Source organism: Bradyrhizobium macuxiense, assembly GCF_007993935.1.
Lineage (GTDB): Bacteria > Pseudomonadota > Alphaproteobacteria > Rhizobiales > Xanthobacteraceae > Bradyrhizobium > Bradyrhizobium macuxiense_A.
In genome coordinates, this window is record NZ_VITY01000003.1 from 408,971 (window position 1) to 432,674 (window position 23,704).

Annotated in this window: 24 protein-coding genes; 14 read left to right on the forward strand and 10 right to left on the reverse strand. The window is 64.0% G+C overall.

Features of this window, described 5'->3' with window-relative positions:
* The first annotated feature begins 3 nt into the window (after window positions 1-3).
* Together mce and FBZ93_RS09895 are read left to right on the forward strand one after the other, a co-directional pair.
* Window positions 4-408 (forward strand): methylmalonyl-CoA epimerase, encoded by a 405-nt coding sequence (gene mce, locus FBZ93_RS09890; RefSeq protein WP_016841811.1) that lies wholly within the window; start codon window positions 4-6, stop codon window positions 406-408.
* Window positions 409-414: 6 nt separating this feature from the next.
* The gene (locus tag FBZ93_RS09895) at window positions 415-699 is read left to right on the forward strand and encodes a DUF1467 family protein (protein ID WP_146985706.1); all 285 of its coding nucleotides are present in this window, start codon (window positions 415-417) and stop codon (window positions 697-699) included.
* Window positions 700-771: 72 nt separating this feature from the next.
* Here the strand turns inward: FBZ93_RS09895 and FBZ93_RS09900 are convergent, their stop codons facing one another.
* Window positions 772-2,067, reverse strand: a complete 1,296-nt coding sequence (locus tag FBZ93_RS09900) for a hypothetical protein (RefSeq protein ID WP_146985707.1) — start codon at window positions 2,065-2,067, stop codon at window positions 772-774.
* Between the two features lie 79 nt (window positions 2,068-2,146).
* A complete protein-coding gene (locus FBZ93_RS09905; RefSeq protein WP_146986019.1) occupies window positions 2,147-2,386 on the reverse strand; it encodes a PilZ domain-containing protein in 240 nt (79 codons plus the stop codon).
* A 718-nt stretch (window positions 2,387-3,104) separates the two neighbouring features.
* Here FBZ93_RS09905 and mtnK point away from each other — a divergent pair.
* The gene (mtnK, locus tag FBZ93_RS09910) at window positions 3,105-4,412 is read left to right on the forward strand and encodes an S-methyl-5-thioribose kinase (protein ID WP_146985708.1); all 1,308 of its coding nucleotides are present in this window, start codon (window positions 3,105-3,107) and stop codon (window positions 4,410-4,412) included.
* Between the two features lie 41 nt (window positions 4,413-4,453).
* On the opposite strand, the gene FBZ93_RS09915 is transcribed toward mtnK, so the two are convergent.
* From FBZ93_RS09915 to FBZ93_RS09935, 5 genes are all read right to left on the reverse strand, one after another.
* The gene (locus FBZ93_RS09915; RefSeq protein ID WP_146985709.1) at window positions 4,454-4,753 is read right to left on the reverse strand and encodes a hypothetical protein; all 300 of its coding nucleotides are present in this window, start codon (window positions 4,751-4,753) and stop codon (window positions 4,454-4,456) included.
* A 476-nt stretch (window positions 4,754-5,229) separates the two neighbouring features.
* On the reverse strand, window positions 5,230-6,264 hold the full coding sequence (locus FBZ93_RS09920; RefSeq protein ID WP_074127762.1) for an ABC transporter permease: 1,035 nt from the start codon (window positions 6,262-6,264) through the stop codon (window positions 5,230-5,232).
* A gap of 12 nt (window positions 6,265-6,276) precedes the next feature.
* On the reverse strand, window positions 6,277-7,779 hold the full coding sequence (locus FBZ93_RS09925; protein WP_146985710.1) for a sugar ABC transporter ATP-binding protein: 1,503 nt from the start codon (window positions 7,777-7,779) through the stop codon (window positions 6,277-6,279).
* Between the two features lie 9 nt (window positions 7,780-7,788).
* A complete protein-coding gene (locus FBZ93_RS09930; protein ID WP_146985711.1) occupies window positions 7,789-8,814 on the reverse strand; it encodes a sugar ABC transporter substrate-binding protein in 1,026 nt (341 codons plus the stop codon).
* Window positions 8,815-8,902: 88 nt separating this feature from the next.
* On the reverse strand, window positions 8,903-9,328 hold the full coding sequence (locus FBZ93_RS09935) for a globin (RefSeq protein ID WP_146985712.1): 426 nt from the start codon (window positions 9,326-9,328) through the stop codon (window positions 8,903-8,905).
* 209 nt (window positions 9,329-9,537) lie between these two features.
* Here FBZ93_RS09935 and FBZ93_RS41275 point away from each other — a divergent pair, with 209 nt between their 5' ends.
* The 10 genes from FBZ93_RS41275 to FBZ93_RS09985 all read left to right on the forward strand — a co-directional run bounded on the left by FBZ93_RS41275 (window position 9,538) and on the right by FBZ93_RS09985 (window position 20,588).
* The gene (locus FBZ93_RS41275; RefSeq protein ID WP_246667427.1) at window positions 9,538-10,158 is read left to right on the forward strand and encodes a DUF2946 domain-containing protein; all 621 of its coding nucleotides are present in this window, start codon (window positions 9,538-9,540) and stop codon (window positions 10,156-10,158) included.
* Between the two features lie 84 nt (window positions 10,159-10,242).
* Entirely contained in the window at window positions 10,243-12,633 is a 2,391-nt protein-coding gene (locus FBZ93_RS09945) for a TonB-dependent receptor family protein (protein ID WP_146985713.1), read from the forward strand.
* 11 nt (window positions 12,634-12,644) lie between these two features.
* The gene (locus tag FBZ93_RS09950; protein WP_146985714.1) at window positions 12,645-13,871 is read left to right on the forward strand and encodes a sialidase family protein; all 1,227 of its coding nucleotides are present in this window, start codon (window positions 12,645-12,647) and stop codon (window positions 13,869-13,871) included.
* Window positions 13,868-14,362 carry a TlpA family protein disulfide reductase gene (locus FBZ93_RS09955; protein WP_146985715.1) on the forward strand — a complete coding sequence of 165 codons (495 nt, stop codon included), beginning with the start codon at window positions 13,868-13,870 and terminating at the stop codon, window positions 14,360-14,362. The genes FBZ93_RS09950 and FBZ93_RS09955 overlap by 4 nt, the downstream gene beginning before the upstream one ends.
* A gap of 34 nt (window positions 14,363-14,396) precedes the next feature.
* Window positions 14,397-14,924, forward strand: coding sequence for a copper chaperone PCu(A)C (locus FBZ93_RS09960; RefSeq protein ID WP_146985716.1), 528 nt, complete (start codon window positions 14,397-14,399; stop codon window positions 14,922-14,924).
* A gap of 7 nt (window positions 14,925-14,931) precedes the next feature.
* On the forward strand, window positions 14,932-15,459 hold the full coding sequence (locus FBZ93_RS09965) for a YcnI family copper-binding membrane protein (RefSeq protein ID WP_146985717.1): 528 nt from the start codon (window positions 14,932-14,934) through the stop codon (window positions 15,457-15,459).
* A 4-nt stretch (window positions 15,460-15,463) separates the two neighbouring features.
* Window positions 15,464-17,044 carry a copper resistance CopC/CopD family protein gene (locus tag FBZ93_RS09970; protein WP_146985718.1) on the forward strand — a complete coding sequence of 527 codons (1,581 nt, stop codon included), beginning with the start codon at window positions 15,464-15,466 and terminating at the stop codon, window positions 17,042-17,044.
* Window positions 17,045-17,208: 164 nt separating this feature from the next.
* Window positions 17,209-18,528 carry a proline--tRNA ligase gene (gene proS, locus FBZ93_RS09975; protein WP_146985719.1) on the forward strand — a complete coding sequence of 440 codons (1,320 nt, stop codon included), beginning with the start codon at window positions 17,209-17,211 and terminating at the stop codon, window positions 18,526-18,528.
* A 71-nt stretch (window positions 18,529-18,599) separates the two neighbouring features.
* On the forward strand, window positions 18,600-19,880 hold the full coding sequence (locus FBZ93_RS09980; RefSeq protein ID WP_021079195.1) for a lipoprotein-releasing ABC transporter permease subunit: 1,281 nt from the start codon (window positions 18,600-18,602) through the stop codon (window positions 19,878-19,880).
* A gap of 9 nt (window positions 19,881-19,889) precedes the next feature.
* Entirely contained in the window at window positions 19,890-20,588 is a 699-nt protein-coding gene (locus tag FBZ93_RS09985) for an ABC transporter ATP-binding protein (RefSeq protein WP_050423854.1), read from the forward strand.
* A 114-nt stretch (window positions 20,589-20,702) separates the two neighbouring features.
* Here the strand turns inward: FBZ93_RS09985 and FBZ93_RS09990 are convergent, their stop codons facing one another.
* Entirely contained in the window at window positions 20,703-20,972 is a 270-nt protein-coding gene (locus FBZ93_RS09990; protein ID WP_146985720.1) for a DUF3551 domain-containing protein, read from the reverse strand.
* A gap of 109 nt (window positions 20,973-21,081) precedes the next feature.
* Window positions 21,082-21,384, reverse strand: coding sequence for a DUF3551 domain-containing protein (locus FBZ93_RS09995; RefSeq protein ID WP_246667428.1), 303 nt, complete (start codon window positions 21,382-21,384; stop codon window positions 21,082-21,084).
* A 294-nt stretch (window positions 21,385-21,678) separates the two neighbouring features.
* Here FBZ93_RS09995 and FBZ93_RS10000 point away from each other — a divergent pair, with 294 nt between their 5' ends.
* Window positions 21,679-22,413, forward strand: a complete 735-nt coding sequence (locus tag FBZ93_RS10000) for an outer membrane protein (protein WP_146985722.1) — start codon at window positions 21,679-21,681, stop codon at window positions 22,411-22,413.
* 123 nt (window positions 22,414-22,536) lie between these two features.
* On the opposite strand, the gene FBZ93_RS10005 is transcribed toward FBZ93_RS10000, so the two are convergent.
* Window positions 22,537-22,800: a hypothetical protein gene (locus FBZ93_RS10005; protein ID WP_146985723.1), complete on the reverse strand. Its 264-nt coding sequence runs from the start codon at window positions 22,798-22,800 to the stop codon at window positions 22,537-22,539.
* Between the last annotated feature and the right edge of the window lie 904 nt (window positions 22,801-23,704).

Sequence of the window (23,704 nt, forward strand, 5' to 3'; positions counted from 1 at the left end):
GAGATGCTGGGCCGGCTCAATCACGTCGCCATCGCGGTCAAGGACGCCAAGCAGGCCGCCAAGATCTACGGCACCGCCTTCAATGCCGAGATTTCCGATGCCGTGCCGCTGCCGGAGCATGGCGTCATCACGGTGTTCGTGACGCTGCCGAACACCAAGATCGAGTTCATCGAGCCGCTCGGCGAGGCCTCGCCGATCGCAAAATTCGTCGAGCGCAATGCCGACGGCGGCATCCACCATGTCTGCTACGACGTGCCCGACATCATCGCGGCGCGTGACCGCATGATCGCCGAGGGCGCCCGGGTGCTGGGCGATGGCCAGCCGAAGATCGGCGCGCACGGCAAGCCGGTGCTGTTCTTCCACCCCAAGGACTTTTCCGGCGCCTTGGTCGAGATCGAACAGGCCTGAGGCCATATGGCGTACCAAATCTCCACCGGGCTCGCGATCTACTTCGTCCTTTGGTGGCTCGTGCTGTTCCTGACGCTGCCGTTCGGCGTGCGCAGCCAGCACGAGGACGGCGTCGGCGCGCCCGGCACCGACCCCGGCGCGCCGATCCTGGCACGGATGGGCCGCAAGCTGATGTGGACCACGCTGATCTCGGCGGTGATCTTCGCGATCGCGATGTGGGCGTATTATTCCGGCTATCTCTCGATCGAGCGGCTGTCGAAGCTGATGGGGATGCCGGAGTTTCATAACTGAGGCAGCCAAGTACTGAGGCAGCCAAGTCGCCCGCATGAGCCGGCGGGTCGTGCTGACAGGTGAGCGCCGAATTCAGGTTTGCTCCGGCCGAAACCACTCGGGCGAGGGGCCGGAGATCGCCTCGATCTCGGGCACGAAACTGCGATCAAGCGTTGCGACGAGCGTTGCCAGGTTGTCGGTTATTTGCCGCCATCGCTCGGCGTCGCCGATCGGGAATTGGCTCGGCAACTCCACCCCTCTCACGTCGCCGCGGACCGCGCGGCGCGAGGCATGGAGCGGCAGCGTCGCCTTGAAGGCGTGCCCGTTCACCATGCCTATCACCTGCATGAAGGCGGTGACCGAACTGCCCCAGCTGCCGACATCGACCTGCAGCCTGACGGTGAGATTGCCCGGCGTGCGCCGCTGCAGCCGGAACGATCCGCTCTCGCCGCGGCAATCGTAGCCGAGCGGCGCAAAGGCGCGAACCAGATCGGGCTTCTTGGGGCCGGCGCCCGGGCTCTCGCCGAGGGCCGTCGCAGCCACGTTCTCGACCTGATGGGGCAGATCGTGCGGAAGGGTCTCGAGCAACTCGCCCATCCCCGCCCGATGCTCACGCACGACCGTGCGGATGGCGTCGTCCACCGGCTGACGCAAGCCGCCGGGATGCGGGGCCGCAGCCGGCTCCGCAGCGGTGGGCGTCGCGACCATCGGGACCTGCACCGTCTTTCGCACCTTGCCGCAGGCCGCAAGCAGGGCTGCGACATCGGCCGGCGGCTCCGGCAATTTCTTCGCCTGCGGATCGGCTTCGACGATGCGCAGCGCGGCGAGCGACCGCTGCCGCCCATTCACCCACCACTTGTCGTGCACGCTGATGCCGGGCGACGTCGGATGTCCGGCGCCGATGTCGACGCCGGCACGCATCAGGCCGCGAAGAGTCTGCAGATCGGGCGTAGCGGGCAGCGGCGGGCCATCCGAAAAGGCGGGCACCGAGAAATGCAGGTCGATGGCGTGGCATGGAAATGACTTCGGGACGCCTGCTGCGATCTCCCTGAGGATGGCGAAGTCGACCGCCTCGACGGTGCCGGTTTCGGTCACGTTCGACATCGCGCGAACCTCCGCCCGGCCGGGACCAACCGAGCCGGTCGTGCGCGCGAAGCGCTCCAATTCGGGCCAGCGCTTGAGCACCCTGGCGATGCTTGAGACGCGCTTCGTCCCCGCAATGGCTTGCACGGCCGCGATCTCGGCGCTGAGCGGGGGATCGGACAGTCTGAACCGCACCGTCGGCTCACCCAAACCGGCGGCAAGGAAGCCGGCGTGCACGCGCTCGACCATGTCGACAAGCGGATCCTTGCGACCGGCAGCGAAGATCGAGAACACGGCGACGAACATGGGTGAACCTGCAGGCCGGGTTGCCAGGTAGCCTACATGAGCGAAGCGGCATGCGGGAACAGTTTCCCCGGCCTGAGGACTAGGTGAACCTGACACCGATCCGGCGCTCCCTACGCCAGGCGACCCGGCATGGACGGTTGGTGTGATCGCTGGGGATCACCAGGTTGAAGGTCTCGGGGATGCCGACCGGGCTCGTGACTTCGAGCGCGGCGCCGGTCTCCGAGATGTTTCGGATCACGCAGTCGATGGCGCCGCCGTTGAATTCGATGGTGCCGGGCTTGAGCACGCGATGGCGGAGCGCCCCGCGGCTGTTTTGCATGACCTGAACCACGTCCGCCTTGGCCGCCACGGCTTGCCCGGCCGCTTGCTTCTGCAGTCCTTCCGCGTGGCGTGTCGCGACGGCGATCTCCTCGTCGGTCAGGGTCGGCCTAAGCCGCCCCCAGGCAAGCTTGAAGCGGACCTGACCGTCCTTGAAATCGATCGCAGGACCTCTGTCGCCGTTTGTCGGCGGTCGGCCATAGACGTTGCAGCCCCACCACCATTGCCGGCTGTCATGCTGCCGCATGATCCTCCCCACCGGGAGGCCACGCCAGATCACCTCATAGTCGTCGTCCTGTTGGACGCCATCGACCATGGTGTGGCGCAGTGAAATGGTCTCGGTGTCGTCGGTCATCGTACGAGCTGCTAGCGGTCGACGCCTGTGCCGCGGATCGACAGGTTTCGACACAAGCAGGTTACATCCAGCTTGACGGGACGCAAATCCCACATCCCCTGCGGGTTGCAGGAAACATTGCCATCAAGTTTCAGAAATATGGCGGCTGTTTGGGATGAAATCGACGACGGCAAGCGATCCGCGACGATCGGCTTGATCCCGCTCAGACCCGACGGGGACACAGTCATCGCGAGCTATGCGCTGGTCGCCGCCCGCATTTGCTGCAACTATGATCCAGCTAGGTGAACGGCCGCCATCGGCGCGAACATCCTGGAACGGGAGCGAGGATCAACCTCGCCCGGAGGCAATCGAAGGAGGGGCCACCATGAACCTGCAGGCGCAACCAGGCTCGTCCGGGGCCGGTCAGTATCGAATCCTGCGCGAGGCCGATCTACGGGACTATCTCGCGGAGCTTCCGGCCATCGTGACCCAACTCGGCGGCGCGCCGGCCGACTGGTCGATCAGCGAGGTCGGCGACGGCAATCTCAACCTCGTCTTCATCGTCAAGGGCAGGAGCGGCGGTATCGCCGTCAAGCAGGCACTGCCCTATGTCCGGCTGGTCGGCGAGAGCTGGCCGCTCCCGCTGTCGCGGGCGCACTACGAGCACCTAGCGCTGGTGCATCACGCGCGGCTGGCGCCAAAGCTGGTGCCGGCGGTGCTGCATCACGACGCGCCGCTTGCGCTCACCGCGATGGAGCTGCTCGAGCCGCACATCATCATGCGCAAGGGGCTGATCGGAGCCACGCGCTATCCGCGCTTTGTCGAGGATATCTCGACCTTCCTGGCGCAGACGCTGTTCTTCTCGTCCGATCTCGCGCTGTCGGCGGCGGAGAAGAAAGAGGGGATCGCGGCGTTTGCCGGCAATCACGCGCTCTGCAAGATCACCGAGGACCTGATCTTCACCGATCCGTACCGGATCGCCGAGCAGAACCGCTGGACCGCGCCGTATCTCGACGCGACCGCGGCGGCGTTCCGCGAGGACCTCGACCTCCACGTCGCGATCTCCAGGCTGAAGCTGAAGTTCATGGCGAGCCCGGAGGCGCTGCTGCACGGCGACCTGCACACCGGCTCGATCATGGTCACCGAAACCGAGACCAAGGTGATCGACCCCGAATTCGCCTTCTACGGCCCGATGGGCTTCGATATCGGTGCCGTCATCGGCAATCTGCTGATGGCCTATCTGGCTTCCGCCGGCCACGAGCGCACACAAGGCGAGCGGGCCTCATTCGAGGCCTGGCTCCTGGATACCATCGAGGGCGTCTGGACGGAATTTTCCCGCAAGTTTCTCGCGCTGTGGCGTGGCGAGGCAAAGGGCGACGGCTATCCAGTGTCGTTGTTTGCAGGTGAGGCGGGCGCGGCGCGGCTGGAGGCGGAACGGCAGGCCTACATGGCGCGGCTGTTCCAGGACACGGTCGGCTTCGCCGCGGCCAAGACCATCCGGCGCATTCTCGGCCTCGCGCACAACATCGATTTCGAATGGATCACGGACGAGAAGCAGCGCGCGATCGGCGAGGCACGCAGCCTCAAGCTCGCGCGCAACTTGATGCTGGAGACGCCGTCCTACACAACGATCGGCGCGGTCACCTACGCCGCGCGCGAGTTGCGCCACTGGCAACCGGATTTTGCCAGATGAACGGGAAGTGCCGATAGTCGCGTCAGCCGCGGCGGCACGGACTAGCTTTCGGCCGGACGCACGAAACAGAGAATGCCGGCCTCAGGCGTGAAACAGACCACTGCGCGGTTCGTCGGGTTGTCGGTTCTGTTGATGATCCTGTTCGGTGGGACCCGCAGCCAGAATGGCGACGACAGCTTCCAGCGACTATCGATCAACACCTCGTAGCCGTCCCGGTCCTGCCGGAACTCGACCGTTCGGCAATCCGCAATCGAGCAGCACGACGCGCCGGTGCCCGGTTGCTTCAGGCTCTCAAACCATGGGGCAAGTGCCGGATTGGGATTATCGGGCGGAGCTGCCATCGCGGCCTGGCTGAGAGCAACACCGGCTGCAACGGCGATCGTCCTCCTGCCGAACCTCCCACTTATCTCCCGATGTGCTGTCGACACTGACAAAGGCGTAACCCTCCGCTGCCGCCAGAGATTAGCGCCGGCCCGGCCGGGCTTGTTCGGATATTTTTTGACGCGTTGCTGCAGGGCATCTCTCAGCTGTCATCGCCCGGCTCGACCGGGCGATCCAGTACGCCGCGGCCTCTCGGCTCAAGCACTGCCGTCTCTGGAATACTGGATCACCCGCCTGCGCGAGTGATGACACCGCGGTCTGGCATCTTGAATCGAGAACCATCCTCATCGTCGTCCCGGCGAAGGCCGGGACCCATTGCCACGAATGCGAATTGTCGCGCAACGCTGGAGCCGCAGCTCACTTCAACAACTGGACCCTGTGGTTATGGGTCCCGGCCTTCGCCGGGACGACGAACGTGTGCTCACCCTTCGTCATACTAATCCGCCGCTTGCTCCCGCAGCCGCTGCGCGTAGACGTTGATGATCAGCGCGGCGAGCAGGATCAGGCCGCGGATCAGGATCTTCAGGAAGCTGTCGATGTTGACGTGGTCGAGGCCGTTGTTGAGCACGCCGAGCACGAACAGGCCGACGATGGTGTTGCCGATGCCGCCGCGGCCGCCGAACAGGCTGGTGCCGCCGACCACCACGGCCGCGATCGAATCCAGCAAATAGGTGTCGAACTCGTTCTGCTGCGCGCTGCCGAAATGGGCGACGCCGAGCATGCCGCCGATCCCCGAGCAGACCGCCGAGATCACCATCACGCTGCCGAGGATGAGCTTGACGTTGAGGCCGGCGAACTCGGCGGCCTCGCGGTTGCCGCCCACCATGTAGACGTAACGGCCGAAGCGCGTGTAGGTCAGCACCAGGTGGCCGCCCAGCAGCATCACCGCCGCGACGATCACGATCCAGGGGATGCCGCCGATCGAGCCCGAGCCGAGCGTCGTGATCAGGTCCGGCACCTTGTAAGCGATCTGGCCGCGCACCAAAAGCGCCGAGACGCCGGCCGCGATCTGCATCATGGCGAGCGTCATGATGAAGGAGGGGATGCCGATCATGGTCAGCCCCAACGCGTTGACGAGGCCGAGCAGCGCGCACAGCGCCAGCGCCAGCAGGATCGCGACGATGCCCGGCATCGGGACGTTGGCGATGTTGACGTAGGATTCCTGCAGCGTGAAGTATGCCACCGCAATGCCGGTGACGTTGGCGATGCTGGCGATCGACAGATCGATCTCGGCGCACAGGATCACAAAAGTGAGGCCGACCGCGATGATGCCGGTGACCGACACCTGGGTCAGGATGTTGCCGACATTGTCGATGGTCGCAAACGACGGGCTCGCGATCGCAAAGAAGGCGCTGAGGAAGATCAGCGTCAGGAACGGCGCGATGTTGCGCATCTGCGAGCGCAGGAACGGCGCCAGCCCGCGCGGCCGCTTGTGATCCGCAGGTGCCGTCGCGCTGTCACTGCTTGCCATCATGTCTCTCCATCACGCGGCCTCCAGCAGCCGATCCTTGCTGACTGCCTCGCCTGCGAATTCACGCACCACCGCGCCGCGCTTCAGCACCAAAATACGGTCGGCCAGCGACAGCACCGTCTCCGGCTCGGTCGACAGCACGATGATCGCCAGTCCCTTGGCGCGGAGATCCCGCACGATGTTGATCACGTCGTTCTTGGCACCGACATCCATGCCGCGGGTCGGCTCGCACAGCACCAGCAGGCGCGGCGGGTAGGTCAGCCATTTCGCCAGCGCCACCTTCTGCTGGTTGCCGCCGGAGAGCATGCCGAGATCGAGGCCGACCACCGGCGGCCTGATCTGCAACTGCTCGACCTGGCGCTGGGCGATGGCGCGCTCGCGCACCGGCTTGAGCAGCAGCGCCGAAATCCGTTCGAGGATCGAGATCGAGATGTTCTTGTAGACCGGCTCCTGGTGGAACAGCATCGCGCGCCGGCTTTCCGGCACCAGCGCGACGCCGGCCCGCCGCGCGGCTGCGGTGCTGCGGAAGGTTTTCGCGGCGCCGTCGACCGCGAGCGTGCCTCCGTCCGGCCGCAGCTTGCCGAACAGGATGCGCGACAGCTCCAACTGGCCGCAGCCCATGAAGCCGTAGATGCCGAGCACTTCGCCGGAGCGGGCCTCGAACGAGACGTCCTGCAGGGTGCGGCCGAGCGAAAGCTGGTCCACCCTGAGGACGGCCGAGCCGGCGCTCGCTTGCGGGAGCATCAGGTCGTCGGTGTAGCTGTGCTCCAGCGCCTCGCCGCCGCGGCCGATCATGGCCTCGATCAGCGCGCCCTTGGTGGTGTCGGCGGAAGCGGTCTCGGCGATCTTGCGGCCGTTGCGGAACACGGTCACGAGGTCGGAGACGCGCAGGATGTCCTCGATGAAATGCGAGATGAAGACGATGCTGGTGCCTTCGTCGCGAAGCTTTTGCAAGGTCGCGAACAGGCGTTCGACCTCGGGCGGGGAGAGCGCGGAGGTCGGCTCGTCCAGGATGATGATGCGCGCGCCCGAGAACAGCACGCGGGCGATCTCGATCAGCTGCTGCAGGCCGATCGGCAGGTCGCCGAGCCGCGTCATCGGATCGACGTCGATGCCGAAGCGGGACAGCTGCTCGCCGGCCTCGCGCGCCATCCGCCGCCATTGCACGAAGCCGAGGCGGTTGGTCGGCTGGTTGCCGAGGAAGACGTTCTCGGCGACGGTGAGATCAGGCGCGACGCTGAGCTCCTGATGCACCATGCCGATGCCGGCGGCGTGGGCGTCGCGGGTGGAGCGGAACCGGGTCTCCTTGCCATCCAGCATGAAGCGGCCGGAGAATTCCGGATGCACGCCGGCGATGATCTTCATCAGCGTGCTTTTCCCGGCACCGTTCTCGCCGACGAGACCGTGGATCTCGCCGGCGTGCAGCGCGAAGTCGACCCCACGAAGGGCTTCGACACCGCCGAAGGCCTTCGTGATCTGGTTCAACTCGAGGATCGGGGAGCGTCCCTGCGACATGCGGCCCGCTCAGATCAGGAAGTGATCCTCCATCCATTGCATGCCGGCGGCATTGGCCTTGGTCACGACCGGACCGTCGGTCACGACGTTCTTCGGAATGCCCTGGCCGCTCTTCTCGCCGCCGACCACGGCGGCGACGCCCGCGACGATCGCGCCGCCATGGATGCGGCAGGACGGATTGCGGACGGTCGCGAACATGCGGCCTTCGCTGACCGCCTGGATCGCCGGCGGCATGGCGTCGACGCCGCCGATCAGGATGTTGGTGCGGTTGTGCGCCTTCATGATGTTGGCGGCCGCGAGCGCCATGTCGTCATTGTGGAAGAAAGCCGCATCGATCTGCGGATATTTCGTCAGATAGGTTTCCCAAAGCCGGGCGGTCTTGGAGACGTCCCAGTCGGCGGGCTGGGTGTCCAGCACCTCGATGTTCGGGAACTGCTTCACGACCGAGTTGAAGCCCTTGGCGCGGCCCTGCGCGCCGGTGTGGCCGAGCGCGCCCTGGGTCATGATGACCTTGCCCTTGCCGCCGATCGCGTTGCACAGCGCCTGCGTCACCGAGGCGCCCATGAATTCGTTGTCGGGGGCGAGGAACGAATGGACGTTAATTTGATCGAGCGGAGCGATCAGCGTGTCCATGTCGATCACGGGGGTGCCGGCGTCGATCATCTTCTGCACCGGCTGGGTCAGCGTGCCGATGCCGAACGCCTGGATCGCGACGAAGTCCCATTTTTGCGAGGCCATGTTGTCGATGGCGGCGCGTTGCTTGACGGCGTCGAGCTGGCCGTCGAACCAGGTGACCTCGACGTTGAACAGCTTGCCCCAGAACTCGGCGGCCTGCTTGCCCTGTGCGCACCACGTCGCCTGCAGTCCGGCGTTGGAGAATGCGGCCTTCAGCGGCTTTTCCGAACGTCCCATTTCGGCTGCGAGCGCGGACGTCGTCACGCCCATTCCGCCGAGCAGGCCGGCGCCGCCTGCCGCCGCCATTTGCAGAAGGTCGCGCCGCGTCGTCGACGCCTTGTCCATCCCCTTGTCGGTCATTGCTTGCTCCCTCTTCGTTTTTCTGACCGTCGGCGTCAGTTGCACGCGCCGCGGATAAAGGGAGTGTGTCACAATCGGAACGGCGACGCTACGCCCTCTCGTCCACGAGATGTGTCTGCTGCAGCACGACGGCCTCGATGTCGCGGAGCAGCTTGTGCCACGCAGCATCGATCTCTTGCGACCATTGCTCGCCGAGAATGTCGCGCAAGCAGTTCGCAATCACCGCAAAGAATGCGACGAACAGTTCGCGTGGCGTCCCGTAGGCGTCGTGCGAGAACACCTCCGATTCGATCAGGCGAAAATGCCCGCGGCGTTCGCCCGCGAAATCGAGAATGGCCTCGATGGTCAACGCCAGCATCGAGCCCTTCACCGGCTCGCTGCCTTCGGTGCGAAACATCGCCTGCGCCTCGGGATGCTCGCGAAACAAGCGTTGGTACACGTGCGGCGTCAGATCATCGCAAGCCGCCGCCGCGAGTTCGAAACTACGTTCGATTGGATTCGATGATGAGGTCATTGCTTGATGCGATCATCACATAAAAAAAGAGCAGGGCTCCAAGCCCTGCTCCAAAAATTGTGTCGACCCTATTTGCCCCAAAAATTCGATTTGATCTTGATTGATGGGGTGACGCTGCTTGTGCGCGTCGGGCTCCTCCCGAGACTTGGACCACCAGGACACACCTCGCGGCTGACCTGCGCCCGAATTGGTAGACTATCTTTCCAGCCTTGTCATCATTTTCGGCAACGATTGTTCAAATTTCGAGCAGTTTGCGAAATGATTGGGATGGAGCCACTGCCGGTTATGACATTCGTGTGAAAACCCGTGACGGGGTAAGGAGATACGACCGCTTGCGAGGCAGCAGCGGCGCCGACGTCACGTTCGGCAAATTCCGTCGGCTGGAAGAAGCGGGGCGTGTCCGCGATCTCGACTTTCGACGCCCTTGGTGGTTAGTTCCGTCCCGGATGGGTTTTGCGATGCGCCGGCGGTTGAAGAACTTTCTGCCTATAGTCCTGGTTGCCCTGCTGGTGCAGATTTTTGCACCGATCGGGGCCTGCTGGGCGGCGAGCCTTGCGGCGTCGGATCCGCTCGCGGCGGCGACCATCTGCCACGGCGATGCCGGCTCGCGCGGCGGGCAGGGTGACCAGACCGGTCATGACGCCCATGACGGCTGCTGCTCGGCGTGCAGCGTGTTGCAGACCGGTGCGCCCGTTGATAACCCGCAAGTCGCAGCGCTGGCCGCCCCGCGCGTGCCAAGCCGGATCGCCTGGCTGGATTTCGCCAGCGAATTCGATCGTTCGCGGGCGCATCTTGCGGCGCAGGCCCGCGCGCCGCCGCTGTTTTCCTGACGAGATTGTCGCTGCCGGTGCGCGTGCCGCGCCGGCGAGTGCTCTTGAGCAAGCCGGCCAGAGAGCCGGTGTCAGGATTCATCCATGTTTCGGTTTCAACCGCGGGGCAGGGCAAGTGCGCTGATGCTCGGTGCGGCCCTTTCGACGATCAATTGTTGGGCGAAGGCCCAGACGACACTACCCTCCGTCACGGTCGAGGCGCCCCAGACGGCGGCGCGAACCAAGCCCGTTGCGCAGAAGCCCCGCGTTCGCGCGGCATCCGTCCGGCGACCGCCCAAGCCGCGCGCGGCGCCGACGCTGGCCGCGGATACAACACGCGCCGCGAGGCCGGGAGAGACCGCTGCAGCAGCCCGGAACGGTCTGAACCAGGCGCCGGCCGGCCAGACGCAGACCACCATCGACCGCAGCCAGTTCGACAACCGGCCGTCGTTCTCCGTCGCCGATGTGCTGCGGGACAGTCCGGGCATCTCGATCAAGCAGGGCAACGGCCCGCGTGACTTCGGGATCTCGATCCGCGGCTCGAATGCCCGCAACGGCTTCGGCATCCGCAACCTCGTTATCTTCGATGACGGGTTCCCGGTCACCCAGCCGGACGGTCTGTCGCGCAGCGATCTGATCGATCCGCATGCCTATGGCGCGATCGACGTCGTCCGCGGCCCGTCATCGGCGCTCTACGGCAATTACGCGACCGGTGGTGCGTTGAATTTCCGGACCCGGCCGGGCGGCACGATCGACGGCGTCGAATATGGCGTCGATGGCGGCAGCTTCGGCTATCTCAATAACTATCTGGCCGCCGGCAAGAAGGTCGGCAATTTCGAGGGCTCGCTGTTCGCGAGCGACACCCGCGGCGATGGCTATCTCGGCAACAGCTGGTTCAACACCCAGACCGTCAATTTCCTCGGCACCCTGCAGGCGACGCCGGATGACCGTTTCACGTTCAAGCTGATCAACAACGACCTGACGGCGCGGCTGCCGATCCGCTCCTCGCTCAATCAGTTCAACCAGAACCCGTTCCAACAGGGCTGCGCGACCGGGGCCACCGCCGCGCCGGGATGCGGAACCGTCTCTCTGTTCAACAACGGCTTCAACGGAACCAAATCCACCGAGACCGCGGTTCAAGCGGGCCTCGGCCGAGATGACCGCCGCACGATCGTCGGGGGCCGCTGGGAGCACGATTTCGACAATACGACTACGTGGCGCAACCAATTCGTCTTCGACGACAGGAACATCAATCAGCCGACGGGCTCGACTAGCGCGCTGGGCGACTATCCCTCGTACAACTTCATGAGCGATTTGACCAAGCGCGGCGAATTGTTCGGAATGGATTCGACCACGATGGTCGGGGGTTGGTACAACACCCTCACGACGACCGGTACGACCTGGAACGTTTCGCCCGCGGGCAATGCGACGCTTGGACTGCCACAGAGCACCCTGTATCAATCGACAACCAATTACGGCGTCCGGGCGCGGGAAGAAATCAAGCTGATTCCGTCGGTGACGGCGATCGCTGGAATCGGCTGGGAAACGACCACGCTGAACGGTGTCAACACGACGCTGTCCTATCCGGTCCCCAACAATCCAGCGATCGTGGGAGCGACCGTGACGCAGGCGGCGCCTGTGTTCACCAACACTGCGCCGGAGTTCGCGCTCATCTACAAGCCGGACAACGAATGGCAGCTACGTGCTCGCGTGGCGACCGGCTACGGTACGCCGCAGGTCAGCAATCTGTTCGTTCTGCCGAGCGGGACACCGGGCAACAACACGTCGCTCAAAACCCAGACCAATCTCGGCTACGACCTCGGTGCGGATTGGTCGCCCAACAAGAGCGTGAAGGTTAGCGCCACCGCCTTCTACGAATTCTTCAACAATGAACTTGTCTCTCAGGCGACGCCTGTGGCGGGATTTACATACACCTTCAACGCGCCGCGCTCGGAACATCGCGGCGTAGAGCTCGCCGCTCAATGGGCCTTTTATCAGGGGTGGCGGCTCACGGCGGCCTACACCTATCTGGACGAGGTATATACCGACTACACCGAAAGCATCAGCAACTTCACATTCAATCGGGTCGGGAACAAGATTCCCGGCATCTCGCCGAATGAGCTGACGACACGGCTGGGCTATGACCAGCCGTCGGGGCCGCTGCAGGGGCTTGGCGGCTTCGTCGAAGTCCAGTGGAAGGATGGCTTCTACATGGACAACGCCAATCTACTGCGGGCTCCGGGTTACGAGCTGGTCAATCTCAACGTTCACTACACGACGGATCTGATCTCCGACTATTTCAAGTCGCTGAATTTGTATCTCGAGGTGCGGAACGTGTTCGATCGAACCTACATCGCCTCGGCGAACAATATCGCGAACTCGGTAACGGCGGCGGGCGTTCAAAATCCCGCGAGCATACTGGCGAATACGACCGGCTCGATCTATGCCGGATCGCCGCGGGCGTTCGTGGCGGGCATGAAGATCGCGTTCAAATGAGGAGCGCATCGATGATCTCTCACAAACCTGCGGCTCGGATGCTGCTCGCGGCAGCCATGCTGGCGGCCTTTCCGAAGCTCGCCAGGGCGCAGATGAGCCATCAGCACGCCTCGGAAGCGGCGTGCGAGGAAACCGTCTTGCGTTGCGCGAGCAAGGTCACTCCCGCCTTTGCCCCGGACGGAACGCTGTGGCTGGCCTGGATGGCCGGAGGTCAGATTTCCGTCGCGAGCTCGAAGGATCAGGGCAAAAGCTTTTCCGCGCCGGTCCAGGTGACCCGGGAGCGGCTGAACCTGGATTGGGGGCCGGACGCGCGGCCGAAGCTTGCGATCGATGCCAAGGGGGACATCGCGCTGGCGTTCTCGATCTTTCGCGATCAGGCCTTCAACGGCCAGGTGCTGACCACGCGCTCGACTGATGGCGGGCACAGCTTTGATCCCCCGAGGCCGATCACCGCAAACAACGAGAGCCAACGGTTCGAAGCGATCGGCTTCGATCCTGCCGGCGCCGTGTTCGCGGTCTGGCTCGACAAGCGCAACCGTGTCCCGGCGCAGCGGCGCGGCGAGAAATATGATGGCGCCGGATTGTTCTTCGCGTCATCGAAAGACAATGGCGCGACCTATTCCGATGCGCGGATGGCCGCCGACAACACTTGCGAGTGCTGCCGTCTCGCTTTGGCGTTCGACGGCGCAGGCCATCCGGTGGTGGTGTTTCGCAACATCTTCGAAGGCGGCGTGCGCGACCATGCGATCGTGACATTCACCGACCTGGCCACATCAGGCGAGTTGCATCGGGTGAGTCGCGACGACTGGCAGATCGCAGCATGTCCGCATCATGGTCCCAGCCTGACCATTTCGTCCGCCGGAACCTATCACGTGACGTGGTACACCAACGGCAAGGCACGCAAGGGGCTGTTCTACGCGCGGTCGCGCGATGGCGGCAAAACCTTCTCCGATCCGCTTCCGGTCGGTCAGCTCAACCACAGCCCGTCACGGCCGCAGGTGATCGCGGGCCCGCAGGCGCTTGCGATGGCCTGGAAGGAATTCGATGGGCAAAAGACGTCGATCAATCTGATGACCTCGCACGACGACGGAGCAACCTGGTCGAAGCCGACTGTGATCGCCGACACCGCCGACAGCTCCGACCATCCGCTGCTCGTCTCGGATCACCGGCAGACCTATCTGTCGTGGATGACGAAGGCCGACGGCTATCACTTTCAGGCGATCGAGGGCGAACCATGAAGCGCCGTTTCCTCGCAACCCTCATCCTGCTCGCAACGCTGCCGTCCGCACTGGCGGCAGCGGGCGCACCGAAGCCGTTCGAGCGCGGCAGCTGGCAGAAGCTGCTGCATGCGCATGCCGGCCATCCGACCCTGGTGCATTTCTGGGGCGTGACCTGCGGACCATGCAAGGTCGAGCTGCCGCAACTCGGCCGGTTCATGAAGGATCATCCCGGTATCGACGTCGTGACGATCAGCGCGGATCTGGTTCCAAACCTGCCGGAGGCAACGCGATCGATGCTGGATAGCGCGGGGCTCGCATCGGCCGAGAACTGGATTTTCGGCGATGGTTTCGCCGAACGATTGAGATTTGAGATCGATCCGGCCTGGCAGGGCGATATCCCGCGAACCATGCTGATCGCCCGGGACGGGATCATCACGACGATCGAAGGATCGGCCGAGATCGCCGATTTGAACAAATGGTCTGACACTCAGGCCGCAGCAACCCGATAACACGACGACTTCAACCTGAAAGGAATCCGTCGCCATGAAGACGCTCTCTCGTATCCTCGCTCTCGCGGCGCTGACTGCTGCTGTTGTGTCGACGTCCGCGCGTGCCGAGGACGTCAAGGCCGGCGACCTCGTGATCACGCAGGCGTGGACGCGCGCGACGCCGAACGGTGCCAAGATCGGCGGCGGCTACCTGACGATCGAGAACAAGGGGACGACACCGGATCGGTTGGTGTCCGGCTCGGCCGATGTCGCCGGCAAGGTCGAAGTCCACGAGATGTCGATGGACAACGGCGTGATGAAGATGCGCGCGCTCGACAAGGGACTGGCCATCGAGCCCGGCAAGACCGTGAAGCTTGCGCCCGGCGGCTTCCATCTGATGATGTTCGACCTGAAGAGCCCGCTCAAGCAGGGCGACAAGGTTCCGGTCACGCTCGAATTCGAGAAGGCCGGCAAGGTCGCGGTCTCGCTCGATGTGCAGGCCGTCGGCGCGCAGGCGCCGGGTGGCGGCGATCACTCCGGCCATGGCGACCATTCCGGTCACATGGACATGAAGAAGATGTGAGGGCGCCATGCGATCACCCACGCTCCTCATTGCCACAGCTGCGCTGCTCGCAGCGCAGCCTGTGATCGCCCATATCATGCTTGAAGGAAAGCAGGCGCCGGTCGGTTCGTACTACAAGGCGGTGTTCGCCGTGCCGCACGGCTGCGCAGGATCGGCGACGATCAAGATCCGCGTGCAGATTCCGGAAGGCGTGATCGGGGTGAAGCCGATGCCGAAGCCCGGCTGGGCTCTCGATACGGTCACCGGAAAATACGCGGCCGAATACGACTATCACGGCGCCAAGCTTTCCGAGGGCGTCAAGGAAGTCGCCTGGAGCGGTGGCAAGCTCGCGGACAAGAACTACGACGAGTTCGTGATGCAGACGTTCCTCACCGATGCGCTGAAGCCGAACACCGTGCTCTATTTCCCGGTGGTGCAGGAATGCGAGCAGGGCGTCAGCCGCTGGATCGATGTCCCGGCCGAGGGGCAGGGCGGCGGGCACGACCGTGGCAGCAAGACACCGGCGCCCGGCGTCAAGCTGCTGCCGAAGTCTTGAAGCCATGCGGCTGGTCGCACGTCATGTTGCAGCGAGCCTGGCAGCGCTGCTGGTGGCGCTGTGTCTTGCGACCACGGCGGTCTACGCGCATGCCGTTCTGATCGGCGCCGAGCCGGCGGACGGCAGCGTGGTCGCGGAAGCGCCGAAGACGATGGTGCTTCGCTTCAACGAAGCGGTGGCGCCGACCGCGGTCAGCCTGCTCGATGCTGCGGGCAAGCCGCGCGACGTCGCGTTCCGCGCCGTCGATCAATCGGTGATGGTGACGCTGCCGGCGGGCTTGCCGCAGGGCACGCAGGTGGTGAGCTATCGCGTGGTGTCGCAAGATGGCCATCCGGTCGCGGGCTCGTTGCTGTTCTCGATCGGTGTCGTCACCGGCTCGGCGGCGCCATCAGGCGACGGCGTGCTCCATGCGCTGATCTGGCTGGCGCGGCTCGGGCTCTATCTGGGGCTGTTTGCCGGCGTCGGCGGCGTGTTCTTTGCCGCCTGGATCGGGCAGGGCCCGGCGGGCGAACGGCTGATCATGTGGTCGCTCAAGATCGGCCTCGTCGGCGCCGTCGCTTCGCTCGGCTTGCAGGGCGTCGACCTGCTGAACCTGCCGTTCACGGGCGTCCTGACATGGGCGGCGTGGGCCAGCGCCGCCGGCACCAGCCTGTTTCCTGCCCTCCTGCTCGCGATCGCTGCGATGCTGATCGCAGCGATTGCCTGGCGCAGCCCGTCATTCAGCGCAGCCTTGATCCGCACTGCGGTCGCCATGATCTGTGTCGGACTGTCGTTTGCGGTCAGCGGCCACGCCGCCACCGCCTCACCGCAATGGCTGACCCGGACCGCGCTGTTCATCCATGGCGTCGGCCTCGCGTTCTGGATGGGGGCACTCGCGCCGCTGGCCGTGCTTGCCTGGCAGCGCAAGGACTCGCTGCTGCGGGTGCTCCGGCGTTTTTCGACGCTCGCGGTGCCGGTCGTCGCATTGATCGCGCTATCGGGCCTCGCGCTCGCTGTCGTCCAGCTCGAGAGTTTCGGCGCGCTGATCGACACCGCATACGGCAACGTCCTGGTCGCGAAGCTTGTGCTTGTCGCGGTCCTGCTCGGGCTCGCTGCGCTGAACCGGCTGGTGTTCACGCCGGCCATCGCGCGTGAGTTTCATCGGACGCGACCGCTGCAACGCTCGATCGCGCTCGAATTCGTGCTGATGATCGCCATCCTCGGTCTCGTCGCGCTATGGCGCTTCACGCCGCCGCCACGCGTGCTGGCAATGTCGGACGACGTTCCGCTCGCGGTCCACATCCACACCGATGCCGCGATGTTCCAGGTGCTGATCGCGCCGGGCAAGGTCGGGCAGAACGATTTCGTGCTGCAGCTGATGAACGGCGATGCCAGCCCGTTTGCGGCCAAGGAGGCGACGCTGACGCTGAGCTTGCCGGATCGCGGCATCGAGCCGTTGGAACGCAGCGCCGCGCTCGGATCCGACGGCTATTGGCACGTGAAGAAGGTCCCGTTGCCGGTCCCGGGCCGCTGGCACATGCAGATCGACGCCCTGGTGTCCGATTTCAAGAAAGTGACACTGGAAGACGATTTCGAGGTCAGATAAACGCACGATCAGCGCGCCGGGCAGCTCGGCGGGACGCAATTCGTTCAAATGGCCGAAAATCGCCTGATTTGAAGGGTTTTTGTCATTGGGCGGCCTTGTGTTTTCGCACCCGATCCGGTTTCACTGCAGCTCTTCCCACGCTTTCCTGATTCCCGAGTAACGCCATGCGATTGTCGCGGTTTTTCCTGCCCATCCTGAAAGAAAACCCGAAAGAGGCGGAGATCGTCTCGCATCGGCTGATGCTGCGCGCGGGCATGATGCGGCAGGAGGCGGCCGGCATCTATGCCTGGTTGCCGCTCGGCTTCCGGGTGCTGAAGAAGATCGAGCAGATCGTTCGCGAGGAGCAGGATCGCGCCGGTGCGCTCGAACTCTTGATGCCGACGTTGCAGCTCGCCGATCTCTGGCGTGAAAGCGGCCGCTACGACGCCTATGGCCCGGAGATGCTGCGCATCCTCGATCGTCACAAGCGTGAACTTCTGTACGGGCCGACCAACGAGGAAATGATCACGGAGATCTTCCGCTCCTACGTCAAGTCCTACAAGAACCTGCCGCTCAACCTCTACCACATCCAGTGGAAGTTCCGCGACGAGCAGCGTCCGCGCTTCGGCGTGATGCGTGGCCGCGAATTCCTGATGAAGGACGCCTATTCGTTCGACCTCGACGAGGCCGGCGCGCGCCGCTCCTACAACAAGATGTTCGTTGCGTATCTGCGCACCTTCGCGCGGATGGGACTGAAGGCGATCCCGATGCGCGCCGAGACCGGCCCGATCGGCGGCGACCTCAGCCACGAATTCATCGTGCTGGCTGACACCGGCGAGTCCGGCGTCTTCATCAATCGCGATGTGCTGGATCTGCCGGTGCCGGGCGAGGACGTCGATTACGACGGCGATCTCACGCCGATCATCAAGCAGTGGACCTCGGTCTATGCTGCGACCGAGGACGTTCACGAGGCTGCGCGCTTCGAGCAGGAAGTGCCCGAAGCGAAGCGGCTGAATACCCGCGGCATCGAGGTCGGCCAGATCTTCTATTTCGGCACCAAATATTCCGACACCATGAAGGCGATGGTGGCCGGGCCCGATGGCGTCGATGTGCCGATCCATGGCGGCTCCTACGGTGTCGGCGTGTCGCGCCTGGTCGGCGCGATCATCGAGGCCTGTCACGACGACGCCGGCATCAAGTGGCCCGAGGCGGTTGCGCCGTTCCGCGCCGCGATCCTCAACCTCAAGCAGGGTGATGCCGCGGTCGATGGTGCGTGCGAGCAGCTCTACCGTGAGCTCTCGGCGAAGGGCGTCGATGTGCTCTACGACGACACCGATCAGCGTGCGGGCGCCAAGTTCGCCGCGGCCGATCTGATCGGCATTCCCTGGCAGATTCTGGTCGGGCCGAAGGGGCTTGCGGAGGGCAAGGTCGAGGTGAAGCGCCGCAGCGACGGTTCACGCGACAATATGAGCCCGGCCGACGTGGTCGCGAAGCTCGCGGGTTAAAGTTTATTCACGCCGCGTGTTCGGCGGGGTAATCCGGCCACATTTGGCCCGAATCATGGGATTATCGAGAGATGGATGAGACCATGAGCGAGCCAGTCCGTACCCCGCCTTTTGCGCCATTCGAATGGCTGCTGTCCGGACGCTATCTGCGCGCGCGCCGCAAGGAAGGCTTCATTTCGGTCATCGCCGGCTTTTCGTTCCTCGGCATCATGCTCGGCGTTGCGACGCTGATCGTGGTGATGGCCGTCATGAACGGCTTCCGCAAGGAATTGCTCGACAAGATCCTTGGCCTCAACGGCCACCTTCTGGTGCAGCCGCTGGAATCGCCGCTGACCGACTGGAAGGACGTCGCCGACCGCATCAGCCAAGTGCAGGGCATTCGCCTCGCCGCGCCTGTGGTCGACGGGCAGGGGCTCGGATCGTCGCCGTTCAACGCGGCCGGCGTCTTCATCCGCGGCATCCGCGCCGACGATCTCAACAACCTCACCTCGATCGCCAAGAACATCAAGCAGGGCACGCTCGAGGGCTTTGACGAGGGGCAGGGGGTCGCGATCGGCCGCCGGCTTGCCGATCAGCTCTCGCTGCATGCCGGCGACATGATCACGCTGGTCTCGCCGAAGGGCGCGGTGACGCCGATGGGCACCACGCCGCGCATCAAGCCGTACAAGATCACCGCGGTGTTCGAGATCGGCATGTCGGAATATGACTCGACCTTCGTGTTCATGCCGCTCGCCGAAGCGCAGGCCTATTTCAACCGCAACAACGACGTGTCCTCGATCGAGGTGTTCACCACCAATCCGGACAAGATCGATACCTACCGCAAGCTGGTGACGGAGGCGGCCGGGCGGCCGGTCTTCCTGGTCGACTGGCGGCAGCGCAATTCGACGTTCTTCAACGCGTTGCAGGTCGAACGCAACGTGATGTTCCTGATCCTGACCATGATCGTGCTGGTCGCGGCGCTCAACATCGTCTCCGGATTGATCATGCTGGTGAAGGACAAGGGCCAGGACATCGCGATCCTGCGCACCATGGGCGCCTCGCAAGGCTCGATCATGCGGATCTTCCTGATCACCGGCGCCTCGATCGGCGTGGTCGGAACGCTGACCGGCTTTGCGGTCGGCATGCTGATCTGCCTGAACATCGAATCGATCAGGCAGTTCCTGTCATGGCTCACCAACACCGAGCTGTTCTCGCCCGAACTGTATTTCCTCTCCAAGCTTCCGGCCGAGGTCGATTTCGGCGAGACGCTCGCGGTCGTGATCATGGCTCTGACGCTGTCCTTCCTTGCGACGCTCTACCCGTCGTGGCGCGCCGCGCGCCTCGACCCGGTCGAAGCGCTCCGGTACGAATAAGGAGCCCACATGGCGGAGGGGGCGGAAGACGTACCGGTCGTCTATCTTCATGATATCAAGCGGGAATACAGGCAGGGCGAGGCAACGCTGACGGTCCTGAACGGCGCCAAGCTGGCGCTGTGGCCGGGGCAATCGGTGGCGCTGGTGGCGCCCTCAGGTTCCGGCAAGTCGACGCTGCTGCACATCGCGGGCCTGCTCGAAAGCCCTGACGACGGCGAGGTCTATGTCGCGGGTACGCCGACCTCGCAGATGTCGGACGTCGACCGCACGCAGATTCGCCGCTCCGATATCGGCTTCGTCTATCAATCGCACCGGCTTCTGCCGGAGTTCTCGGCGCTCGAGAACGTCATGCTGCCGCAGATGATTCGTGGCCTGAAGCGCTCCGAAACCGTGAAGCGGGCGACCGAGATCCTTGCTTATCTCGGGCTCGGCGACCGCATCACCCATCGTCCGGCCGAGCTGTCGGGCGGCGAGCAGCAACGCGTGGCGATCGCGCGGGCGGTTGCCAACGCGCCGCGGGTGCTGTTTGCGGATGAGCCGACCGGGAATCTCGATCCGGCGACCGCCGATCACGTCTTCAACGCGCTGATGCAATTGGTGAAGGCGACCCGGGTCGCGATGCTGATCGCGACCCACAACATGGAGCTCGCGGCGCGGATGGATCGCCGGGTGTCGCTGTCGAACGGCCAGGTCGTCGAGCTCGAGTAAGCCGCGGCTTTCACACGCGAAGTGGCTGACGGTTCGCGTGAAGATTGGGCGCCAAGATCAAGCGCTGGAAGGCTTTTCCGCTCTGCTTCAATCGAAGCGGCAGCGCGCTCATCCTCAATGGCCGGAGCGGTGCGCTCGGCCGGGCGCTCGCGAGCGACCGCCGTTCGACGGCCCAACATAATAGGGGTTGTTGATGCACGACGCCGGCAGGCCGGCCGCCGAGGCCTGGCACTGCGCCAGCGACGTGTAGCCGCACTCAATCTGCGGACCGCCGCGTTGGTAGTTGGCTTTGCAGACCGGCGAGGTCGCATCGTATCGCTGCGCGTTGGCCGGTGCGCCGGCGACGGTACCAAGGGCCAACAGAACCAGAATCAGGCGGCGCATCGGAATCTCCCACCGACCAGGTGCCGGCGATGCTGATGTGAGCATCCGCGGGAAGCGGCGCCATGGGCGCCCGCGCGAGAGTGCGTCGAATGCCGGTCCCGCCGCCGGATCAGCGGTCCGTGAAGAACAGGTCGAAGAAATTGCCCTCGCGACGGTCCCGCGGCGGGACGTGCAGGTAGGAGCGCGGGTCGTTGTCGCCGGCATAATAGGGGTTGGCGATGCAGTTCTGTCCGATGCCCGAGGCCGTGGCCAGGCACGCCTCATAGGACGGATAGGAGCAGTTGCTGAGGCCCGGATAGCGGTCGCCCTGGATGCAGAACGGGTAGCGCACGCCGACCGCATGCGAGGGCGCCGTGCCCAGCGTAGCGAGCGCGACCACAGACGCGGCAGCAGCAAGAATCATCGTCCGCATGTGCATTCCTTATCGCTGCGAAGATTCGATCTCGGCTGCGATCCAAATCGGACAAGCCGGTTCCGGTCAACACGATCTTGCGCGCAGTTGCACAGGCAGTTTTGAATTGTGAAAATTATGCGGCAGCTATGTGGCAAAAGCTCCAAGAAGTCCCTGTAATACGGTATTAACTTCAAATTTGAGCGAAGTCGTTTGGGCCTGCCTGTTGCAGCGAAGTTACAGCAATTCCGTCGGGGGCTGCTATGACGGTGTCTCGCGGCCTTGGGGGCCTGTAGAAAAAGTTGGAACGGGAAAATGAAAAAGATTTTGCTTGTCACCGCCAGCATGATCGCGCTCAGCGCGACCGCTGCCTCTGCGGCTGACCTCGCGGCTCGCCCTTACACGAAGGCTCCGCCGCCCATGGTTGCCGCTGTGTATGATTGGACCGGCTTCTACATCGGTATCAACGGTGGTTGGGGCCAGAGCCACGACAACCGTACTGTCGACGGCATCGGCCAGGCCGGCAGCTACGACGCCAACGGCGGCACCGTCGGTGGCCAGGTCGGCTACCGCTGGCAGACCGGCGGCTGGGTCTGGGGTCTGGAAGCTCAGGGCAACTGGGCTGACTTCTCCGGCAGCACCGGCAACGTGCTCGTCCCGGGCGGCACCGTTCGCTCGAAGACGGACGCGTTCGGCCTGTTCACCGGTCAGATCGGCTACGCCTGGAACAACGTCCTGCTGTACGCCAAGGGCGGTGCTGCGGTCACCGATCGCAACTACCAGTTCCTGGCACCGGGCGGCGCCCTGGCGTCCTCGACCGGCTTCGACACCCGTTGGAGCCCGACGGTCGGTGTTGGCCTCGAATTCGCCTTCTCGCAGGGCTGGTCGCTCGGCGTGGAATACAACCACATCTTCGAAGACACCCACGGCGCGACCTTCGTCACCCCGGCTGGTGTTGCCGTTGCTGGCTTCCACACCGGTGGCGACACCGACATGGTCCTCGGCCGTCTGAACTACAAGTTCGGTGGCCCGATCATCGCCAAGTACTGATAACAAGTACTGATACCGATTGCTCGCTTGATCCAAGCGGCATCGAAAACCCCGGGCTTCGGCCCGGGGTTTTTTATTGGCTTGGCGGATCCTCCTACCTGCGCGATGACCGAGCCTGGACCATCAATCGAAATCGGCGAAGTCGAGCCCGGCATTGTTCTTGGCTGCATCGTGGACGCAATCCGAGTACGCGCGCCACCTTTCGACGAAGCCGTAGCCCTTGGCTTGCTCCGCCGCCTTCGCCTTGCATTCGGCCTTGATGTGCTTGACGACGGCCTGCTGCCGCTTGGACATCTTTTCCGCGCAGGCGGGCGCCAAGGTCAGCAGCATTATCGCGAGGACACTGACAGGAAGTCTTGCTGCAGGAATGGTGGAGATAACAGGCATCACGACGCTCCCCGAGATTGTTGATTGAGACCTTACGCTGAGGCCGGAGCACTCAGCGGCGCGATCCTAGGCGACTGGCGCGGGCGCCTTCCGCTGCTCACAGGGAGTACCGGAATCGTACGGGGCTCGAATGTCATGAGCTTGGGATCGTCTGATGCGGATGCGCGTTCTCACCCGACTGCAGCGGCCACCCCGCGTCTAACCATCAGGATCACGGTTGGAAGAACGCCCGGCACGGGCGGCAACTGTTCGGGGGCTATCCCAAGCTGGGACACCCGACGCGGCAAATTCGGACAAATGGAAAAAGCCTCACCCGCTGTTTCCAACGGATGAGGCTCCCAAGCAAGGGCATGCTTTTCGCTGAGCTGAGAACTCAGCGCGGCTCAACGCTTAGCTGCGCCGGCTTACGCGAGCCTGACGAGGGGACTTTGTTTCTGAATTTGTCTGAGACAAATCAACAACGCCCGGCGACCGCGAGGCTGCCGGGCGGTAACTGTTCTCTCCATGTTGCAGTGGGTGCATCTAAACATTCCCGGCTGACACCAGCCTTACGGCTGGTCCTGCATCGTGATGCCTTGGGATTGGAGTGCGGACCCGTTACCGTTCAGCATGGTCTGTCCGCTCAATCAGCCGAATTAACCAAGCGAATTGTTTCGAGGTCAGTTTTCAAAACAGACCCGCTCCTCTGCTTGACTCCTAGAACAAAAAAAGAACAATGTTCTGCATACGTTCCAGTTCAGGGAGAGCGGCCATGTTGAAGATTTTCGTGCAGGAAGCTGCAGCGCTGGCATCGATCACGCTGTTCGTCGGGATGATCGCGGTTTGGGCACAGCTGATCACCCAGTTCTGAAATTGTACTTGCGGGGGCAGGGGCATAGCTTGCCTTTGGTGACCCCTCCAATGT

What these genes read in the sequence shown, in the direction of transcription:
- mce (WP_016841811.1), top strand. Translation starts at nt 4, where the DNA reads ATGCTGGGCCGGCTCAATCACGTCGCCATCGCGGTCAAGGACGCCAAG.
- FBZ93_RS09895 (WP_146985706.1), top strand. Translation starts at nt 415, where the DNA reads ATGGCGTACCAAATCTCCACCGGGCTCGCGATCTACTTCGTCCTTTGG.
- FBZ93_RS09900 (WP_146985707.1), bottom strand. Translation starts at nt 2,067, where the DNA reads ATGTTCGTCGCCGTGTTCTCGATCTTCGCTGCCGGTCGCAAGGATCCG.
- FBZ93_RS09905 (WP_146986019.1), bottom strand. Translation starts at nt 2,386, where the DNA reads ATGCAAAACAGCCGCGGGGCGCTCCGCCATCGCGTGCTCAAGCCCGGC.
- mtnK (WP_146985708.1), top strand. Translation starts at nt 3,105, where the DNA reads ATGAACCTGCAGGCGCAACCAGGCTCGTCCGGGGCCGGTCAGTATCGA.
- FBZ93_RS09915 (WP_146985709.1), bottom strand. Translation starts at nt 4,753, where the DNA reads ATGGCAGCTCCGCCCGATAATCCCAATCCGGCACTTGCCCCATGGTTT.
- FBZ93_RS09920 (WP_074127762.1), bottom strand. Translation starts at nt 6,264, where the DNA reads ATGGCAAGCAGTGACAGCGCGACGGCACCTGCGGATCACAAGCGGCCG.
- FBZ93_RS09925 (WP_146985710.1), bottom strand. Translation starts at nt 7,779, where the DNA reads ATGTCGCAGGGACGCTCCCCGATCCTCGAGTTGAACCAGATCACGAAG.
- FBZ93_RS09930 (WP_146985711.1), bottom strand. Translation starts at nt 8,814, where the DNA reads ATGACCGACAAGGGGATGGACAAGGCGTCGACGACGCGGCGCGACCTT.
- FBZ93_RS09935 (WP_146985712.1), bottom strand. Translation starts at nt 9,328, where the DNA reads ATGACCTCATCATCGAATCCAATCGAACGTAGTTTCGAACTCGCGGCG.
- FBZ93_RS09945 (WP_146985713.1), top strand. Translation starts at nt 10,243, where the DNA reads ATGTTTCGGTTTCAACCGCGGGGCAGGGCAAGTGCGCTGATGCTCGGT.
- FBZ93_RS09950 (WP_146985714.1), top strand. Translation starts at nt 12,645, where the DNA reads ATGATCTCTCACAAACCTGCGGCTCGGATGCTGCTCGCGGCAGCCATG.
- FBZ93_RS09955 (WP_146985715.1), top strand. Translation starts at nt 13,868, where the DNA reads ATGAAGCGCCGTTTCCTCGCAACCCTCATCCTGCTCGCAACGCTGCCG.
- FBZ93_RS09960 (WP_146985716.1), top strand. Translation starts at nt 14,397, where the DNA reads ATGAAGACGCTCTCTCGTATCCTCGCTCTCGCGGCGCTGACTGCTGCT.
- FBZ93_RS09965 (WP_146985717.1), top strand. Translation starts at nt 14,932, where the DNA reads ATGCGATCACCCACGCTCCTCATTGCCACAGCTGCGCTGCTCGCAGCG.
- FBZ93_RS09970 (WP_146985718.1), top strand. Translation starts at nt 15,464, where the DNA reads ATGCGGCTGGTCGCACGTCATGTTGCAGCGAGCCTGGCAGCGCTGCTG.
- proS (WP_146985719.1), top strand. Translation starts at nt 17,209, where the DNA reads ATGCGATTGTCGCGGTTTTTCCTGCCCATCCTGAAAGAAAACCCGAAA.
- FBZ93_RS09980 (WP_021079195.1), top strand. Translation starts at nt 18,600, where the DNA reads ATGGATGAGACCATGAGCGAGCCAGTCCGTACCCCGCCTTTTGCGCCA.
- FBZ93_RS09985 (WP_050423854.1), top strand. Translation starts at nt 19,890, where the DNA reads ATGGCGGAGGGGGCGGAAGACGTACCGGTCGTCTATCTTCATGATATC.
- FBZ93_RS09990 (WP_146985720.1), bottom strand. Translation starts at nt 20,972, where the DNA reads ATGCGCCGCCTGATTCTGGTTCTGTTGGCCCTTGGTACCGTCGCCGGC.
- FBZ93_RS09995 (WP_246667428.1), bottom strand. Translation starts at nt 21,384, where the DNA reads ATGCGGACGATGATTCTTGCTGCTGCCGCGTCTGTGGTCGCGCTCGCT.
- FBZ93_RS10000 (WP_146985722.1), top strand. Translation starts at nt 21,679, where the DNA reads ATGAAAAAGATTTTGCTTGTCACCGCCAGCATGATCGCGCTCAGCGCG.
- FBZ93_RS10005 (WP_146985723.1), bottom strand. Translation starts at nt 22,800, where the DNA reads ATGCCTGTTATCTCCACCATTCCTGCAGCAAGACTTCCTGTCAGTGTC.